Raw genomic sequence first — 16,963 nt, 5'->3', positions numbered from 1 at the left:
GCCGCGTGGACACCCAGACCTTCGTCAACCTCGGCCTGGTCGTGCTCTTCGTCCTCGTCGGCGGCGTCTTCGCGGCCACCGAGATCGCGCTGGTCTCCCTGCGCGACAGCCAGGTCTCCCGCATGGAGCGCGAGAGCGCCCGCGGCGCCCGGGTGGCCGCGATCGCCCGTGACCCCAACCGCTTCCTCGCCGCGGTCCAGATCGGCGTCACCGTCGCCGGCTTCTTCTCCGCCGCGTACGGCGGGTCGACCCTCGCGCCCGACGTCGCGCCGTACCTCGTCGACCTCGGCCTGCCCGAGGGGGCCGCCGACACGGCGGCCCTGGTGTCGATGACGCTGCTGATCGCCTACCTCTCCCTGGTCCTCGGCGAGCTCGTGCCCAAGCGGCTGGCCCTCCAGCGCTCCGCGCAGCTCTCCCTGCTCGTCGGTCCCCCGCTCGACCGGTTCGCCACCGTCATGCGCCCGGTGATCTGGCTGCTGTCGCGCTCCACCGACGCGCTGGTCCGCCTGCTCGGCGGGGACCCGTCCGCCACCAACGACGAGCTGTCCGAGGAGGAGCTGCGCGACATCGTCGCCACCCACGAGGGCCTCGACGAGCAGGAGCGCCGCATCCTCAGCGACGTCTTCGCCGCCGGCCGCACCACCGTCAAGGAGGTGATGCGCCCGCGCCGCGAGGTCGCCTTCCTCGCCGGCGACCTGCCGCTGGCCGAGGCCGTCGACCAGGTCCGGGGGCTGTCCTGGTCGCGCTACCCGGTCACCGGCGCCGGCGGCTTCGACGACATCACCGGCTTCCTGCACGTGCGCGACCTGCTCGACCTCCGCGACGCCGGGGACCGCCTCGTCCGCGACGTGCAGCGCGAGGTCCTCGTCGTGCCCGAGACCAACCACGTCCTGCCCACGGTCACCCGGATGCGCCGCGAGGGCGTCCACCTCGCCGTGGTCGTCGACGAGTACGGCGGCACCGACGGCATCGTGACCCTCGAGGACCTCGTCGAGGAGATCGTCGGCGAGATCCGCGACGAGCACGACGCTCCTGAGCCCGAGGTCCGCACCCCCGACGGGTCGCTGCTGCTCGAGGGCGGGCTGAGCATCGAGGACTTCGCCGAGCGGACCGGGGTCGAGCTCGAGGACGGCGACTACGAGACCGTCGCCGGGTACGTCGTCAGCCGGCTCGGCCGCATCGCAGAGGCCGGTGACGCGGTGCCCGTCGGCGACGTGCTGCTCCGCGTGGCAGAGACGGACGCGGCGCGGGTGACGCGGATCGCCGTCGAGGACGAGGGTGCCCGGGACGACCGGGAGACCCCCGCTACGGACGCGGGCTGAGCTCGCGGGCCCGCGCCCGCTCCTCCTCGCGGTCCAGCCGGCGGTCCTCCCGCCGGGCCTCCTGCATCGAGGACCGCACCCACTGGGCGAAGAGCACCCCGAAGAACACCAGGCCGATCAGGTCACCGGAGCCCCACAGGATGCCGCCGGCGAGGTGCTGGTCGTCGGCGGCGTCGGGCAGCCAGGAGGCCATCGGGCCCTCGCGCAGCGCCCGGTAGTGGTCCCCGCCGATCAGCTCGGTCTGGCCCATGATCGTCACGCCGAGGAAGGCGTGGAAGGGCAGCGTCAGCACGGTCAGGAGCACCCGGAACGGGTAGCCGACCCGGCCCGGCACCGGGTCGATGCCCATGAGCGGCCAGAAGAACAGCGCACCGATCAGCACCAGGTGCAGGTGCATCATCTCGTGCACGTAGGTCGAGGCCAGCGACGCGTCGTACCAGCCGGTGAAGTAGAGCGCCCACGGCGAGATGACGTACAGCGCGAAGGCCAGCGGCGCGAACGACAGCACCGCGGCGACCCGGGAGTGCAGCACCGCCAGCAGCCACCGGCGCGGTGCAGCGGGCAGTGTGCGCAGCGCGAGGGTGACCGGCGCGCCCAGCGCGAGAGCCAGCGGGACCACCATCGAGAGCACCATGTGCTGGACCATGTGCGCGCTCAGCAGCGTCGTGTCGTACGCCGCCAGGCCCGACGCCGTCGCAACGTAGAACGAGCCCATCCCCACCCCGACGAACGCGATCGTCCGCCCCACGGGCCACCGGTCGCCCCGGGCGCGCAGCTTGGCGACCCCGAGCAGGTAGAGACCCACGACCCACACCGTCATGACGGTGGGCACGGGGGCCAGGGACCACTGCGAGAAGAAGGCTCCGAACGAGGGCTCGGGGAGCTGCGGCACAGCGGTCAGGGCCACGAGGAGAGGAGCGCCGGACACGGTGTGAACTTTATGACCAGCACCTGAGAGGGGGTCGGGGTGCCCTCGTCGGCGACCCGGGACATAATGGCGCCGTGGCGACCACAGCAACCATTCCGGCCTCCCGCCTCCACGGGCATCACGACCGTCCCAGCATGGTCAGCGTGGGGACCATCATCTGGCTCTCGAGCGAGCTGATGTTCTTCGCGGCCCTGTTCGCGGCGTACTTCACGATCCGCTCGGTGAGCCCGGAGCTGTGGGACCAGAACACCGCCCTGCTCGACGTGCCGTTCGCGGCGGTGAACACCACGATCCTGGTGCTCAGCTCGCTGACCTGCCAGCTCGGCGTCTTCGCCGCCGAGCGCGGCCAGGTCGGGCGTGCCGGCTCGGTCCTCAACGTCCGCGGCTGGGGCCTGCGTGAGTGGTTCATCCTCACCTACGTCATGGGCGCGATCTTCATCGCCGGTCAGGCCGTCGAGTACGCGAACCTGATCCAGGAGGACGTGACCATCCCGAACTCCGCCTACGGGACGATGTTCTACCTGACCACGGGCTTCCACGGGATCCACGTCACCGGCGGTCTCATCGCCTTCCTGTTCGTCCTCGGGCGCACCTACCTGGCGCGCAAGTTCACCCACGAGCAGGCCGTCAGCGCCATCGTCGTCTCGTACTACTGGCACTTCGTCGACGTGGTGTGGATCGGGCTGTTCGCGACCATCTACCTCGTCAAGTAGCAACGAACACCCCTCAGCACCACCAGCAGCACACCCAGCAGCCCGCCCACCCGCAAGGACCCGAGGATCACAACGTGCGTCTCCTGAACCGTTCCGCAGGTCGACTCTCCCGGCATCGCCGGGGCCCGCTCGCGGGCGTCGTCCTGTTGCTGCTCGGCCTGGTGCTCACCGGAAGCCTGTACGCCGCGTTCGCGCCCGCGCAGGCCACCTCCGCCGAGAGCGACGCCGAGCAGGTCGCGAAGGGCCGTGAGCTCTTCCTCGTCGGCTGCGCCTTCTGCCACGGGCAGAACGGCGAAGGCATCCTGACCCAGCGCGGCGACACCCAGCTCGGCCCGCCGCTGGTGGGCGTGGGCGAGGCGGCCGTCGACTTCCAGGTCGGCACCGGCCGCATGCCGATGTCGCAGCCCGGTCAGCAGGCGCCGGACAAGGAGGTCGTCTACTCCCAGGAGGAGATCGACGCCCTCGGCGCCTACGTCGCCTCACTCGGCCCCGGCCCCGCCGCTCCCGAGCCCGAGGACTACAGCCTCGACGGTCTCACCGAGGAGGAGCGCGAGGAGGCGATCGTCCGCGGTGGCCAGATCTTCCTCACCAACTGCACCGCCTGCCACAACTTCAACGGCGCCGGCGGCGCCATGCCGCGCGGCGGCTACGCCCCCTCGCTGCACGAGACCGACCCCAAGTACATCTACGAGGCCATGCTCACCGGCCCCCAGCAGATGCCGAACTTCTCCAACGGCAACCTCCCGCCGGAGGAGAAGCGCGACGTCATCGCCTACCTCGAGTCGCTCCGCGAGACGCCGGAGTACGGCGGCTTCGGCCTCGGCGGCCTCGGCCCGGTGAGCGAGGGCCTGTTCGCCTGGCTGGTCGGCATCGGCGGCCTCGTCGGGTTCGCGATCTGGATCGCGGCCCACACCACGCGCTCCACGAAGAAGAAGGGACAGGCGGCGTGACCGACGCCCGCGACCACGAGTCGCACGAGAACGACCCGCACGAGGGCGAGTCGTCGCAGAACCTCCCCGACAACCCCGCCGGCTCGGCCGGTGCGGTGCCGGAGTCGGCCGAGCCGATCGCGGACCCGGGCCTGCCCGCGCACGCGTGGCGCCCCGCCGACGTCGACCCGGCCCACGAGAAGCGCGCCGAGCGCCAGGTCGCCGGCATGTTCGGCCTGTCGGCCGTCTGCGTCATCCTCTTCCTCGTCGCGTACTTCACCCTCGACATCGGGGACGACCACGACACGGTCGGCGGCCTCGGCGCCTCCACCGTCGCGCTCGGCACCACCTTCGGCCTCGCGCTGCTGCTCATCGGCATCGGGATCATCCAGTGGGCCCGCAAGCTCATGGGCGACCACGAGATCTCCGAGCTGCGGCACCCGGCCCGCTCCTCCGACGACGACCGCAAGGCCACCCTGGCCGCGCTGAACGCCGGCCTCGAGGAGTCCGGCATCGGCCGCCGCCCGCTGGTGCGCAACTCGCTCCTCGGCGCGGTCGGCCTGCTCGGCCTCCCGGCCGTCGTCCTCCTGCGTGACCTCGGCCCGCTCCCCGGCGACGTCGAGGACGACCAGGAGTACCCCGGTGCCGGCCTCGAGCGGACCGTCTGGACCAAGGGCATGCGCGTCGTCCGCGACGTCGTCGGCACCCCGATCCGCGCTGCCGACCTCGAGATCGGCGACCTGGTCAACGCCGTCCCGGAGGCCTTCTTCGAGGTCGACGAGGAGGGCGAGCACCTCATCGAGGGCATCGAGCTGCAGATCGCCAAGTCCAAGGCGGCGGTCATCGTCGTCCGGATGGAGCCCGACGAGATCATCCCCGGGGACGGCCGCGACAACTGGTCCGTCGACGGAGTCCTGTGCTACTCCAAGATCTGCACCCACGTCGGGTGCCCGATCTCGCTGTACGAGCGCACCACGCACCACGTGCTGTGCCCGTGCCACCAGTCCACCTTCGACCTCGCGGACTCCGCGCGGGTCGTGTTCGGCCCGGCAGCCCGCCCCCTCCCCCAGCTCCCGCTGGCGGTGGACGACGAGGGCTACCTGGTCGCGACGAGCGACTTCCTCGAGCCGGTCGGCCCGAGCTACTGGGAGCGTGGCTGACACATGAGCATCGACACGAGCAAGGTCGCGACGAGCAACTCGTCCGCGGCCGTCGCGAAGAAGCCCGGCCGTGCCGGCGTCGTCGCGAACTGGGCCGACGAGCGCCTCGGCCTCGCCACGGCCATGAAGAAGAACCTGCGCAAGGTCTTCCCCGACCACTGGTCCTTCATGCTGGGCGAGATCGCCCTGTGGAGCTTCGTGGTCCTGCTGCTCTCGGGTGTCTTCCTGACGCTGTGGTTCAACCCCAGCATGGGCGAGATCCACTACGAGGGCTCCTACGACCAGCTGCGCGGCGTCGCGATGTCCGAGGCGTACGCCTCGAGCCTCGAGCTGTCCTTCGACGTCCGCGGCGGCCTGCTGATGCGGCAGATGCACCACTGGGCCGCGATGCTCTTCATCGCCTCGATGATGATCCACCTGCTGCGCGTGTTCTTCACCGGCGCGCACCGCAAGCCCCGCGAGATGAACTGGGTCATCGGCTGCCTGCTGCTGATCCTGGGCACCCTCGAGGGCTTCACCGGCTACTCGCTCCCCGACGACCTGCTCTCGGGCACCGGCGTCCGGGCCGCCGACGGCTTCATGAAGTCCATCCCGGTGATCGGCACCTACATGTCGTTCTTCCTCTTCGGCGGCGAGTTCCCCGGCGACGCGATCATCCCGCGCCTCTACACGATCCACATCCTGCTGATCCCGGGCCTGCTGCTGGCGCTGATCGCCGCCCACATGCTGCTGCTCGTCTACCACAAGCACACCCAGTGGCCCGGCCCCGGCCGCACCGAGCAGAACGTCGTGGGCTTCCCGATGCTCCCGGTGTACGCCGCCAAGGCCGGCGGGTTCTTCTTCATCGTCTTCGGCGTCAGCGCCCTGATGGGTGGTCTGCTGACGATCAACCCGGTCTGGAAGTTCGGGCCCTACGACCCGACGAAGGTGACCGCCGGCTCGCAGCCGGACTGGTACATGGGCTGGCCCGACGGCGCGCTGCGCATCATGCCGGGCTGGGAGTCGGAGTTCTGGGGCACGACCTGGTCCTGGAACGTCTTCCTGCCGATCATCGTGCTGCCCGGCCTGATGTTCACGATCCTGCTCCTCCTGCCGTTCCTGGAGGCGTGGATCACCGGTGACAAGCGCGAGCACCACCTGCTCCAGCGGCCGCGCAACGCTCCGACCCGCACGGCGCTGATGGTCGCGCTGATGACCTTCTACGGCCTGATGTGGGCCGCGGGCGGCAACGACATCATCGCGATCAAGCTGCACCTGAGCATCAACCAGATCACGTACTTCATGCGTGCTGCGGTGTTCCTCGGGCCCGTGCTGGCCTTCATGATCACCCGCCGCTGGTGCATCTCGCTCCAGCGTCAGGACAACGAGAAGCTCCTGCACGGCTACGAGACCGGCGTGATCATGCGCTCGCCGGAGGGTGGCTACAGCGAGCGGCACCTGCCGATCGACACGGCCAAGGCCTACGCCCTGACCGCGCGTGACCGCGACGAGGCCTCCTACGTCCCGGTCGGCACCGGCGGCGGGACCGACGCGAACGGCATCCCCGCGCCGGTCGGCCGGATGAGCGGCCTGCGCGGCAAGCTGCAGACGCTCTGGTTCGCCGACAACGTGCAGAAGCCGACCGCGGCCGAGCTCGAGGAGGCGCACCACCACGCCGAGCACGAGGCGCACGAGCTCGAGGGCGTCTCCACCGACGGCCACCAGCTCGACGGGCACCACGCCGTCGCGGACGAGCCCCTCCGCCGCGACCACTGATGCCCGGGCACTGACGCCCGAGCACGATCCAGCCGAGGGCCCCGGACCGCACCAGCGGCCGGGGCCCTCGTCGTACCGGCGGGAGCCCACCACTCCCCCGTCCCTGCCCCACCACCGGAAGGCGACCATGGAGATCCAGCTCGGCCTCGACACCTTCGGCGACGTGACCGCCGGTCCCGACGGCGCGCTCGTACAGCACGCCCAGGTCGTGCGGGACGTCGTCGAGCAGGGGCGGCTGGCCGACGCCGTCGGCGTGGACGCCTTCGGGGTCGGCGAGCACCACCGCGACGACTACGCCGTCTCCGCCCCGGACGTCGTCCTCGCGGGGCTCGCGACCACCACCGAGCGGATCCTCCTCGGCTCGGCCGTGACGGTGCTCAGCTCCGACGACCCCGTCCGGGTGATGGAGCGGTTCGCCACCATCGACGCGCTCTCCGGCGGCCGCGCCGAGGTGACCCTGGGTCGCGGCTCCTTCACCGAGTCCTTCCCCCTCTTCGGCTTCGACCTCGCCGACTACGACGTGCTCTTCAGCGAGAAGCTCGACCTGTTCGCGCGGCTGCGCCTCGCGACCGCCCAGGGGGAGCCGCTCAGCTGGCAGGGCGAGACCCGCGCCCCGCTCGTCGACGCCCGGGTGTGGCCCGCGCCCGAGCAGCCGCTGCGGACGTGGGTCGCCGTCGGCGGGTCACCCGAGTCGGTCGTCCGCTCGGCGCGCTACGGACTCCCGCTGATGCTGGCGATCATCGGCGGCGAGCCGGCCCGCTTCGCGCCGTACGTCGACCTCTACCACCGGGCGCTCGACGAGCTCGGCCAGCCGCGGCTGCCCGTCGGCGTGCACTCCCCCGGCTTCGTCGCGCGGACCGACGACGAGGCCCGCGAGCGCCTGTTCCCGCACTTCAAGGCCAACCGCGACCGGATCGGCCGCGAGCGCGGCTGGCCGCCCGCGACCCGCGAGCAGCTCGACGCCGAGGCCGATCACGGGGCGTTGTTCGTCGGGTCCCCCGAGACGGTGGCCACGAAGATCGCCGCGACCGCCCGGGCGCTGGGGCTCGACCGGTTCGACCTGAAGTACTCCCACGGACCGCTGCCCCACGGGCACCTGATGGAGTGCATCGAGCTGTACGGCACCGAGGTGGCGCCGCGGGTGCGCGAGCTGCTCGCCGACGCCTGACCCGACCTGGACCGGCCGGCCGGCCGGGCTCAGCCCAGCGCCGAGCCGGCCCGGTAGTCGGCCCAGGAGGCGTTCCAGTCGCCGTAGCCGTTGTCGAGCGTCATCGGGCGGTCGGTGCCGACGTACTCCACGACGTCGCCGCGGCGGCTCATGGCGTAGAGCCAGCCGGCGTCGGCGGTGCTGAGGCCGGTGCACCCGTGGCTGACGTTGGCGTACCCCTGGGAGCCGACCGACCACGGCGCGGCGTGGATGAACTCACCGGAGTACGTCAGCCGCATCGCCCACTGCACGTCGTCGATGTCGTAGGCCTCGGCGCTGCCGGCGGCGATGCCGACGGTCTCGGAGTTCATCCGCTTGACGTCGAACTTCTCGATGATGACCTTGGTGCCCGACCGGGTGGTGAAGCCGGGCTTGCCGGTCGTCACCGGGATCGTCCGCAGCAGCTCGCCGTTGGAGAAGACCTTCATGTGGTGCGCCGCGGCGTCGACCCGGTAGACGTGGGCGTCGCCGACGGTGAAGTCGACCGTGCGGCTCACCTGGCCGTAGATGCCGCCGCCCGCCGGGATCCCGTTGACGTCGACGTCGACGCTGACCTCGGTGCCCGGCTTCCAGTACGTCTTCGGGCGGTAGTGCACCTCGGTGTCGCTCATCCAGTGCCAGGTGCCCGGCTGGGCCGGGCGGGCGTCCACCTCGAGGTGCCGCTCGATCGAGGCGCGGTCGGTGACCGGCACGTCGAAGGTCACGATGACGGGCATGCCGACGCCGACCGTCTCGCCGTCCAGCGGCGCCACCGACGGGTAGGTCTGCTGGTCCAGCGTCAGGTCGACGGTGCGGAACCGCTCGGCGCGCCGGAGCACGTTGCCGTCGGCGTCCTCGCCCCGGGCGCGCAGGACGTAGGCCACGCCGGGCTCGAGGCGCTCCTCGGCGCGCCAGGCTCTGCCGTCCGCGGTGAGCCGCCCCGCGACGGCGGGCGCCTCCTGGGTCGGCCCGCCCACGGGCTCCAGGCGCACCGTGTCGAGGACCGCGCCCTCGGCCGCGACCTCCACCACCGTGTCGACCGGGACGGGCCGGGCGCCACCGGCGACGTTCGGCGTGATCCGACCCGTCGCGCCGGGCTCGGCGCCCGCGGCGGTCGTGCCGGGGCCGTCGGGCCGGCCGGACGCCGCGTCGGTGCTGTCGCAGGCCGCGGCCAGTGGCAGGGTGAGGACGAGGGCGGCGGCGAGGGCGGCACCCCGACGGGTGCGGGCGCGACGCTCGGACATGCGGACTCCACGGCGATCGATCGAGGGCTCCGGCGCAGTGCCGGCCGACCCTCCGAGGGTAGGTGCTGACACTGCTGAGACACGAAAACCCGCCGTCCGGTTGCACCGGACGGCGGGTTTCCTCGAAGCGACGGGCGGCAGCCTCAGTGGGCGTGCTCGCCGCGGTAGTACTCGAAGACCCACCCGCTGAGCGCGATCGCGCCCAGCACGCTGCCGATGATGAACATCCACCAGGCTCCGGCGGCGATGCCGAGCACGCAGACCGCGAGGGTCAGGGCGCACCACAGCGGCCACCAGGAGTACGGCGGGAAGAAGCCGAGCTCGCCGGCGCCCTCCACGATCTCGGCGTCCTTGCGGTCCTCGGGGCGGGGGTCCATCTTCCGGGCGTGGAAGCCCAGGTAGAGCGTCACCATCGCCACGAGCAGCGTGGTCATGACCAGCGCGGACGTGCCGGTCCAGTCGCCACCGTGGTCGCTGGCGGACGTCACGAACCAGTACGCCGGCGTGACGAGCACCAGGAAGACGGTGCAGATCGCGAAGATCCAGGCCTCGGACTTCATCGGTCGGTCCCCTCGTCGTTCGGCGTGCGGTCGTCGATCAGGTCGGCGCGACCCTCCATGTCCGGCGCGTCGGCGAAGCCGCCGTCACGCGCGGCCTGGTTCTGCTCCATCTCGATGGCCGCGACCTCGGGGTGGTGCAGGTCGAAGGCCGGCGACTCCGAGCGGATCCGCGGGATCGTGACGAAGTTGTGGCGCGGCGGCGGGCAGCTGGTCGCCCACTCGAGCGAGCGGCCCCAGCCCCACGGGTCGTCCACGAGGACCTTCGGACCCCGCGCCGAGATGTAGACGTTGTAGAAGAACGGCAGCGTGGACGCGGCCAGCAGGAACGAGCCGATGGTCGAGACCTGGTTGAGGGCGGTGAAGCCGTCCTCGGGGAGGTAGTCGGCGTACCGGCGCGGCATGCCCTCGACGCCCAGCCAGTGCTGAACGAGGAAGGTGGTGTGGAAGCCGACGAACAGCAGCCAGAAGTGGACCTTGCCCAGGCGCTCGTCGAGCATCCGGCCGGTCATCTTCGGCCACCAGAAGTAGAAGCCGGCGAACATCGCGAACACCACGGTGCCGAAGACGACGTAGTGGAAGTGCGCGACCACGAAGTAGGAGTCGGTCACGTGGAAGTCCAGCGGCGGGCTGGCCAGGATGATGCCGGTGAGGCCACCGAAGAGGAAGGTGATGAGGAAGCCGAAGCTCCACAGCATCGGGGTGTCCAGCGACACCGACCCGCCCCACATCGTGCCGATCCAGTTGAAGAACTTCACGCCGGTGGGCACCGCGATCAGGAACGTCATGCCGGAGAAGAACGGCAGGTCGACCGCACCGGTGACGAACATGTGGTGGGCCCACACCGCGACCGAGAGGATCGCGATCGCGAGCGTCGCGCCGACCAGGCCGACGTAGCCGAAGATCGGCTTGCGGCTGAAGACCGGCAGGATCTCGGTGATGATGCCGAAGAACGGCAGCGCGATGATGTACACCTCGGGGTGCCCGAAGAACCAGAACAGGTGCTGCCACAGGATCGACCCGCCGTGGGCCGCGTCGAAGACGTGGGCCCCCAGCTGCCGGTCGGCCTCGAGCATCAGCAGCGCGCCGGCCAGGATCGGGAACGCGATCAGGACCAGCAGGCTGGTGATCAGCGTGTTCCAGGTGAACAGCGGCATCCGGAACATGGTCATGCCCGGCGCACGCATCGAGATGATCGTGGTGATGAAGTTGACCGCACCGAGGATCGTGCCGAGACCGGCGAGGTAGAGGCCCATGATCCACAGGTCGCCACCGACGCTGGGCGAGCGCACCGCGTCGCTCAGCGGCGTGTAGGCGTACCAACCGAAGTCGGCCGCGCCCTGCGGGGTGAGGAAGCCGGAGGCGGCGATGAGACCACCGAAGAGGAACAGCCAGTAGCTGAACATGTTCAGCCGCGGGAACGCGACGTCCGGCGAACCGATCTGGATCGGCATGATCACGTTGGCGAAGCCGAAGAACAGCGGCGTCGCGAAGAGCAGCAGCATGATCGTGCCGTGCATCGTGAACAGCTGGTTGTACAGCTCGTCGTTGACGACCTGCTGTCCGGGGTAGGCCAGCTCGGACCGGATCAGGAGGGCCATGAGCCCGCCGATGATGAACCAGAAGAACGACGTGCCGAGGTACAGCTTGCCGATCAGCTTGTGGTCCGTGGTGGTCATGATCCGGACCAGCTGCTGCCCCAGGGGCTTCCGCGCGGCCGCCATGTCGGCCGTGCGTGCTGCTGTTGCGGTCATTCTGCGTCTCCCTCGGCGTACTCGTCCGCCTCGTCGGTGAGGCCGACCTGCGTGTCGGCGTTCTCTCCACCGATGAGCGGGCCGTCACTGGTGTTGCCGGTCCCCTCGAGCTCCTCGAGGTAGGCGGCGTAGTCCTCTTCGCTGACCACCTCGACGTTGAAGAGCATCCGCGAGTGGTAGACGCCGCAGAGCTCGTAGCACTTGCCGGAGTAGGTGCCGATCTCCTTCGGGGTGACCTGGTAGTGGTTCACCCGACCCGGGATGACGTCCATCTTCATGAGGAACGCCGGCACGCCGAAGTCGTGGATGACGTCAGGCGAGTAGAGGTTGAAGCGGGTGGTCTGGTTGACCGGCAGCACGAGCGTCGGGATGTCCGAGCCGGTGCCGCTCACGTAGGCGTACTCCTCGTATGCGTACTCGTCGTCGGTGACCTCGTCGTTGGCCGACGGGTCCTGCTCGCCGAGGCCGTAGTTGAAGGTCCACGACCACTGCTGGCCGACGACCTCGACGGTGTTGTCGGGCGTCGGGTCGTCGAGCACGATGTTCTGCACCCGCACCGTGTGGGAGAAGAACACGATCACCATGATGATCGGCGCGAGGGTGTAGAAGACCTCGAGCGGCAGGTTGTAGCGCGTCTGGATCGGGATCTCGTCGTCGCTGCGGCGGCGGTAGCGCCACACGACCCAGAAGATGAGAGCCCAGACCACGACACCGGTCACCAGGGCGGCGACCCAGGCGCCCTGCCACAGCGCCAGGGTGTGCTCACCCTGCTCCGTGACGGGCGAGGGCATCGCCAGGTTCTTCCAGTCGTCCCGGTTCTCCGAGGAGCACCCGGCGAGCAGCACGACGGCGACGCCGAGAACGGCGGCGAGCAGGGGCGTCCGGCGGGCGCGCCCGGCCTTCCCGACCCCTCGCGGGGGGAGTTGCAGACCCACGAACGAGCCTTCCTCTTGGGTGGTCACGAGTAGGTCGAACACTACTTCAACCACCGCCCGGGACGCGCCCGGGGGTCGTCTATCTTCGGCCTGTGACCACCAGCGGCTACCTGGACGCGGCGTCGTCGGAGCCGATGCACCCAGCGGCCCGCGACACGCTGCTCGCCGCGCTCGACCAGGGGTACGCCGATCCCCGCCGTCTGCATCGCACGGCACGGTCGGCCCGGCTGCTCCTGGACAACGCCCGCGAGGTGGTCGCCGACTGCCTCGGCACCCGCCCCGACGAGGTCACCTTCACCGCCTCGGGCACCGAGGCGGTGCACCGCGGCCTGCTGGGCCTGCGGGCCGGCCGGGCCCGGCACGGTGACGCCGTCGTGCACTCCGCTGTCGAGCACTCCGCGCTGCTGCACGCGGCCGCCTGGGTGCCGGGCGAGCACGTGGCCGTGGACGTCGACCGGACCGGGCGGGTCTCCCCCGCCGACGTCGCGTGCGCGGCCGGGGCGGCCGGCGTTGCGGTCGCCGCGGTCCAGGCGGCCAACCACGAGGTCGGGACGGTGCAGCCGGTGACCGAGGTGGCCGCCGCGCTGGCGGGCACCGGCGTGCCGCTGTTCGTGGACGCCTGCGCCTCGGCGGGGCGCCTCGCGCTCCCCGAGGGCTGGGACGCCGCGGCCGCCTCGGCGCACAAGTGGGGCGGACCGGCCGGCGTCGGCCTGCTCCTGGTCCGCAAGGGCGCCCGCTGGCGCAACCCCTTCCCCGGTGACGACCGCGTCGACGAGCGCGCCGCAGGCTTCGAGAACGTCCCGGCCGCGCTCGCGGCGGCGGCAGCCCTGCAGGCCGTGGTCGCCGAGCGCGCGGAGGTCGGCCGGCGCCAGGCGGCGCTGGTGGACCGGATCCGTGCGGCCGCCGCCGCGCTGCCGGACACCGAGGTCGTCGGCGACCCGGTCGACCGGCTGCCCCACCTGGTGACCTTCTCGTGCCTCTACGTCGACGGCGAGGCGCTGGTCGACGGGCTGGACCGGCGCGGCTTCGGCGTGGCCAGCGGCTCGGCGTGCACCGCCTCGACCCTCGAGCCGAGCCACGTCCTGGCCGCGATGGGCGCGCTCACCCACGGCAACGTGCGGGTCTCCCTCACGCGCACGACCACCGAGCAGGAGGTCGACGGCCTGCTGGCCGCACTGCCCGAGGTCGTCGCCGGCATCCGGGCCGAGGTCGGCCTGTGAGCGGCGCCCCGGACGACTCGGAGGTCGCGCTCGAGCTGGACTGCCGGGGCATGCTCTGCCCGCTGCCGGTCATCCACCTCGGCCGCCGGGTGGGCGAGGTCCCCGTCGGCGCGCTGCTCGCGGTCGTCGCGACCGACGTCGCCGCCCGAACCGACGTCCCGGCCTGGTGCCGCATGCGCGGCCACGAGTACGTCGGCGAGGACGCCGCGGCGGACGGGTCGCCCCGCTACCTGGTGCGGCGCTCCGGCTGACGTGCCGCCCGGACCGCGGCGCCGATCAGGGCAGGTGCGGCCGGACGTCCGCCGCGGCCTCGGCACCGTAGGCGCCCTCGAGCCGGCGCAGGAACTGCTCGCCGGTGAAGGAGTACTCCTGCGTGCCGACCGTCTCCACGACGTACGCCGCGAGCACGCAGCCGACCTGCGCCGCCCGCTCGAGGCCCACGCCCCAGCTCAGCGCGGCGAGGAACCCGGCGCGGAACGCGTCGCCGACGCCGGTGGGCTCCACCGCCGTCACGTCCTGCACGGCGGGCAGCACGATGTCGGGCTCGCCCTTGCGGTGCACCCGCACGCCGTCCGCGCCGAGCGTGGTGACCTGGACGCCCACCCGGTCGAGGACCTCCTCGGCCGACCAGCCGGTCTTCTGCTGGATCAGGTGCGACTCGTACTCGTTGGAGAACAGCAGCGCCGCCCCGTCGACCAGCTGGCGGATGAGGTCGCCCTCGCCGAAGGCGAGCTGCTGGCTCGGGTCGGCGATGAAGGCGTAGCCGCGCTGCCGGCACTCGTCGGTGTGGCGGAGCATCCCATCGGGGTCGTCGGCGCCGATGAGGACGTACTCCGGCTCGCCGACCGTCGCGACGATCGGCGCCAGCTCGATGAGCCGCGCCTCGGCCATCGCGCCGGGGTAGAACGACGCGAACTGCGCCATCGTGGTGTCGGTGGTGCACACGAAGCGGGCGGTGTGCTTGCTCTCGGAGATGCGCACGTGCGAGCAGTCGACGCCGTGCCGCTCCAGCCAGGAACGGTAGTCGCCGAAGTCCTCGCCGGCCGCGCCGACCAGCACCGGGCGCAGGCCCAGCCGGCCGAGCCCGAAGCACATGTTCGGGGCGACGCCACCGCGGCGGATCTCGAGGTCGTCGACCAGGAACGACACCGACAGCTTGTGGAGCTGCTCAACCACCAGGGAGTCCTCGAACTTCCCCTGGAAGGTCATCAGGTGGTCCGTGGCGATCGAGCCGGCGATGAGCAGCGGCCGAGGAGAAGGCATGACACCGGACACTACCGATCGGTACCCGTAGGACTACCCCGCGGTAGCCCCTAGCGTCGAACGCATGACGCTCCAGCACCCCTCCCGGCAGCCCGCTCCGCGCCCGGCGTACGACGACGCCGCCACGCTCGCGGAGATGCACGACGACTGCCTCGCCGTCGGCCGCAACCTCCGGCTGGACCGGGTCGCGCGCGCGGCGGCCGCACCGGTCCCCAGCCTGCACTTCGACGAGTTCCCGCGCGAGGTCGCCAAGCGCGACATCCGCGTCGACGAGGCCGCCCAGCGGATCGCGAACGCGCTGCACCTGCACCTGGACTGAGCGGGGCCGCGCCAGCGGACCCGCTGACGGTGGTCGAGCGAGCCGCGCGACCGAGGAACGAGGTCGCGACCGGCGTGTCCGGACCCGGTGAGTGCCCACCCAGGGTGACAACGCAGAACGACCCCCGAGGACGTGGTCCTCGGGGGTCGTTCCGGTGCTCGGTCAGTGGAAGGAGTCTCCACAGGCGCAGGAGCCGGTCGCGTTCGGGTTGTCGATCGTGAAGCCCTGCTTCTCGATGCTGTCGACGAAGTCGATCATCGCGCCGTTGAGGTAGGGGACGCTCATCCGGTCGACGACGACGGTCACGCCGTCGAAGTCGGTGGTGACGTCGCCGTCGAGGGTGCGCTCGTCGAAGAAGAGCTGGTAGCGCAGTCCCGAGCAGCCACCGGGCTGCACGGAGATGCGCAGCGCGAGGTCGTCGCGGCCCTCCTGCTCGAGGAGCGTCTTCACCTTCGTGGCCGCGACCTGGCTCAGGTTGATCTGGTCGGTGCGGCGCTCAGTGGGGGTGTCCACCTGCTCGGTCATGTCGTTGCTCCCAAGGGATAGCGGGGACGGTGCTGCGGTACAGACGACCTCAATGGTCGCACACGGCCGGTTATTCCCGGGACCACGTCCGGGCGACCCGGGCGGCCAGGTCGGCCAGGGACCCGGCGGGGTCGGCGAACGCCCGCTCCTCCCCCACGAGGTCCACCAGGGAGTACGCCGACTCCACGCCGAGGGCGCGCATCTCCCGCGCCCCGACCAGCACCTGACCGGCGAGCGCCACGCACGGCCGGAGCGCCTCGGCGGCGGTCGCGGCGACGCCGTACGGCACCTTGCCGGAGCGGCTGGAGAAGTCGAAGGCGCCCTCGCCGGTCAGCACCAGGTCCGCCGCCCGGGCGCGCCGGGCCAGGTCGACGGCGTCGGCGACCAGCTCGATGCCCGGGGCGCGACGGGCGCCGAGCGCGAGCAGCGCGAAGCCCAGGCCGCCGGCCGCCCCGGCGCCCTTCTCCAGCGACGTGCGCCTATCGACCGCGGCCGCGAGCTCCTCGAGGACGCCGTCGAGCGCGGGCAGCCGCTCCTCGGGGACCCCCTTCTGCGGCCCGAAGGTCTTGGTGGCGCCGAAGAGTCCGGTCAGCGGGTTGTCCACGTCGGTCGCCGCGACCAGCCGCACCGGCACGCCGGGCAGGTCGACCCGGCCGACGCCGGCGAGCGCGGCGACGCCGGCGTCGAGCGGTCGGTCGGCGGTCGCCCCGAGCGCGGCCAGCAGGCCCGCTCCCCCGTCGTTGGTGCCGCTCCCGCCCAGGCCGACCACGACCTCCTCGGCGCCGGCGTCGAGGGCAGCGGCGACGAGCTCGCCGACGCCGTACGTCGACGCCTCCTCGACCCGCTCGCCCCCGGTCAGGTGCAGCCCGCACGCCTGCGCGCTCTCGACGTACGCCGTCGGGCCCGCGAGCAGCAGCGTGGCGGGGACCGGCTCGCCGAACGGGCCGCGGACCGTGGCCGCGAGCAGCTCGCCCCCGAGCGCCTCGTGCAGCACGTCGACGAACCCTGGGCCCCCGTCGGCCATCGGGCACAGGTCGAGCTCGTCGAGCGGGGCCCGCCGCCGCCAGCCGTCGGCGATGGCCGTGGCCGCCTCGACCGCGGTCAGCGTGCCCGCGAACTTGTCCGGGGCGATGAGGATGCGCACGCGCCCATC

The 16,963-nt window shown here is 71.7% G+C and carries 17 protein-coding genes; 9 read left to right on the top strand and 8 right to left on the bottom strand.

Features of this window, described 5'->3' with window-relative positions; translation table 11 throughout:
* Positions 1 to 5 precede the first annotated feature (5 nt).
* Complete coding sequence (locus QWY28_RS08350; RefSeq protein ID WP_300951927.1) at positions 6 to 1,322, top strand: hemolysin family protein; 1,317 nt, start codon at positions 6 to 8, stop codon at positions 1,320 to 1,322.
* Here QWY28_RS08350 and QWY28_RS08345 read toward each other — a convergent pair.
* Entirely contained in the window at positions 1,306 to 2,250 is a 945-nt protein-coding gene (locus QWY28_RS08345; RefSeq protein ID WP_300951925.1) for a cytochrome c oxidase assembly protein, read from the bottom strand. The genes QWY28_RS08350 and QWY28_RS08345 overlap by 17 nt on opposite strands.
* A gap of 74 nt (positions 2,251 to 2,324) precedes the next feature.
* On the opposite strand from QWY28_RS08345, the gene ctaE reads away from it, so the two are divergent.
* The 5 genes from ctaE (at position 2,325) to QWY28_RS08320 (ending at position 7,975) form a co-directional block, all read left to right on the top strand.
* Complete coding sequence (ctaE, locus tag QWY28_RS08340; protein ID WP_439117239.1) at positions 2,325 to 2,963, top strand: aa3-type cytochrome oxidase subunit III; 639 nt, start codon at positions 2,325 to 2,327, stop codon at positions 2,961 to 2,963.
* A gap of 74 nt (positions 2,964 to 3,037) precedes the next feature.
* Positions 3,038 to 3,913 carry a cytochrome bc1 complex diheme cytochrome c subunit gene (gene qcrC, locus QWY28_RS08335; protein ID WP_300951924.1) on the top strand — a complete coding sequence of 292 codons (876 nt, stop codon included), beginning with the start codon at positions 3,038 to 3,040 and terminating at the stop codon, positions 3,911 to 3,913.
* The gene (gene qcrA / locus QWY28_RS08330) at positions 3,910 to 5,052 is read left to right on the top strand and encodes a cytochrome bc1 complex Rieske iron-sulfur subunit (protein ID WP_336622411.1); all 1,143 of its coding nucleotides are present in this window, start codon (positions 3,910 to 3,912) and stop codon (positions 5,050 to 5,052) included. The genes qcrC and qcrA overlap by 4 nt, the downstream gene beginning before the upstream one ends.
* A 3-nt stretch (positions 5,053 to 5,055) precedes the next feature.
* Positions 5,056 to 6,807: a cytochrome bc1 complex cytochrome b subunit gene (gene qcrB, locus QWY28_RS08325; RefSeq protein WP_300951922.1), complete on the top strand. Its 1,752-nt coding sequence runs from the start codon at positions 5,056 to 5,058 to the stop codon at positions 6,805 to 6,807.
* A 127-nt stretch (positions 6,808 to 6,934) separates the two neighbouring features.
* The gene (locus QWY28_RS08320; protein ID WP_300951921.1) at positions 6,935 to 7,975 is read left to right on the top strand and encodes an LLM class flavin-dependent oxidoreductase; all 1,041 of its coding nucleotides are present in this window, start codon (positions 6,935 to 6,937) and stop codon (positions 7,973 to 7,975) included.
* A 29-nt stretch (positions 7,976 to 8,004) separates the two neighbouring features.
* Here QWY28_RS08320 and QWY28_RS08315 read toward each other — a convergent pair whose 3' ends face one another.
* From QWY28_RS08315 to ctaC, 4 genes are all read right to left on the bottom strand, one after another.
* On the bottom strand, positions 8,005 to 9,237 hold the full coding sequence (locus tag QWY28_RS08315) for a L,D-transpeptidase (protein WP_300951920.1): 1,233 nt from the start codon (positions 9,235 to 9,237) through the stop codon (positions 8,005 to 8,007).
* Positions 9,238 to 9,380: 143 nt separating this feature from the next.
* Positions 9,381 to 9,797, bottom strand: a complete 417-nt coding sequence (locus QWY28_RS08310; protein WP_300951918.1) for a cytochrome c oxidase subunit 4 — start codon at positions 9,795 to 9,797, stop codon at positions 9,381 to 9,383.
* Positions 9,794 to 11,548, bottom strand: coding sequence for an aa3-type cytochrome oxidase subunit I (gene ctaD, locus QWY28_RS08305; protein ID WP_300951916.1), 1,755 nt, complete (start codon positions 11,546 to 11,548; stop codon positions 9,794 to 9,796). Before ctaD ends, QWY28_RS08310 begins: the two co-directional genes overlap by 4 nt.
* The gene (gene ctaC / locus QWY28_RS08300; protein ID WP_300951915.1) at positions 11,545 to 12,483 is read right to left on the bottom strand and encodes an aa3-type cytochrome oxidase subunit II; all 939 of its coding nucleotides are present in this window, start codon (positions 12,481 to 12,483) and stop codon (positions 11,545 to 11,547) included. The genes ctaD and ctaC overlap by 4 nt, the downstream gene beginning before the upstream one ends.
* Before the next feature lie 92 nt (positions 12,484 to 12,575).
* Between ctaC and QWY28_RS08295 the strand changes: the two genes are divergently transcribed.
* Entirely contained in the window at positions 12,576 to 13,703 is a 1,128-nt protein-coding gene (locus tag QWY28_RS08295; RefSeq protein WP_300951913.1) for a cysteine desulfurase family protein, read from the top strand.
* Complete coding sequence (locus QWY28_RS08290; RefSeq protein ID WP_300951912.1) at positions 13,700 to 13,954, top strand: sulfurtransferase TusA family protein; 255 nt, start codon at positions 13,700 to 13,702, stop codon at positions 13,952 to 13,954. The genes QWY28_RS08295 and QWY28_RS08290 overlap by 4 nt, the downstream gene beginning before the upstream one ends.
* Before the next feature lie 25 nt (positions 13,955 to 13,979).
* Here QWY28_RS08290 and QWY28_RS08285 read toward each other — a convergent pair whose 3' ends face one another.
* The gene (locus QWY28_RS08285; protein WP_300951910.1) at positions 13,980 to 14,966 is read right to left on the bottom strand and encodes a carbohydrate kinase family protein; all 987 of its coding nucleotides are present in this window, start codon (positions 14,964 to 14,966) and stop codon (positions 13,980 to 13,982) included.
* A gap of 64 nt (positions 14,967 to 15,030) precedes the next feature.
* Here QWY28_RS08285 and QWY28_RS08280 point away from each other — a divergent pair, with 64 nt between their 5' ends.
* Positions 15,031 to 15,285 (top strand): hypothetical protein, encoded by a 255-nt coding sequence (locus QWY28_RS08280; RefSeq protein ID WP_300951908.1) that lies wholly within the window; start codon positions 15,031 to 15,033, stop codon positions 15,283 to 15,285.
* 162 nt (positions 15,286 to 15,447) lie between these two features.
* Here QWY28_RS08280 and erpA read toward each other — a convergent pair whose 3' ends face one another.
* Positions 15,448 to 15,810, bottom strand: a complete 363-nt coding sequence (erpA, locus tag QWY28_RS08275) for an iron-sulfur cluster insertion protein ErpA (protein ID WP_300951907.1) — start codon at positions 15,808 to 15,810, stop codon at positions 15,448 to 15,450.
* Positions 15,811 to 15,880: 70 nt separating this feature from the next.
* A complete protein-coding gene (locus QWY28_RS08270) occupies positions 15,881 to 16,954 on the bottom strand; it encodes a glycerate kinase family protein (protein ID WP_300951906.1) in 1,074 nt (357 codons plus the stop codon).
* Positions 16,955 to 16,963 lie beyond the last annotated feature (9 nt).

Source organism: Nocardioides oceani (assembly GCF_030412965.1).
Lineage (GTDB): Bacteria > Actinomycetota > Actinomycetes > Propionibacteriales > Nocardioidaceae > Nocardioides > Nocardioides oceani.
The sequence above is the reverse complement of the archived record's forward strand: the minus strand, read 5'-3'. Positions and strand labels throughout refer to the sequence as shown.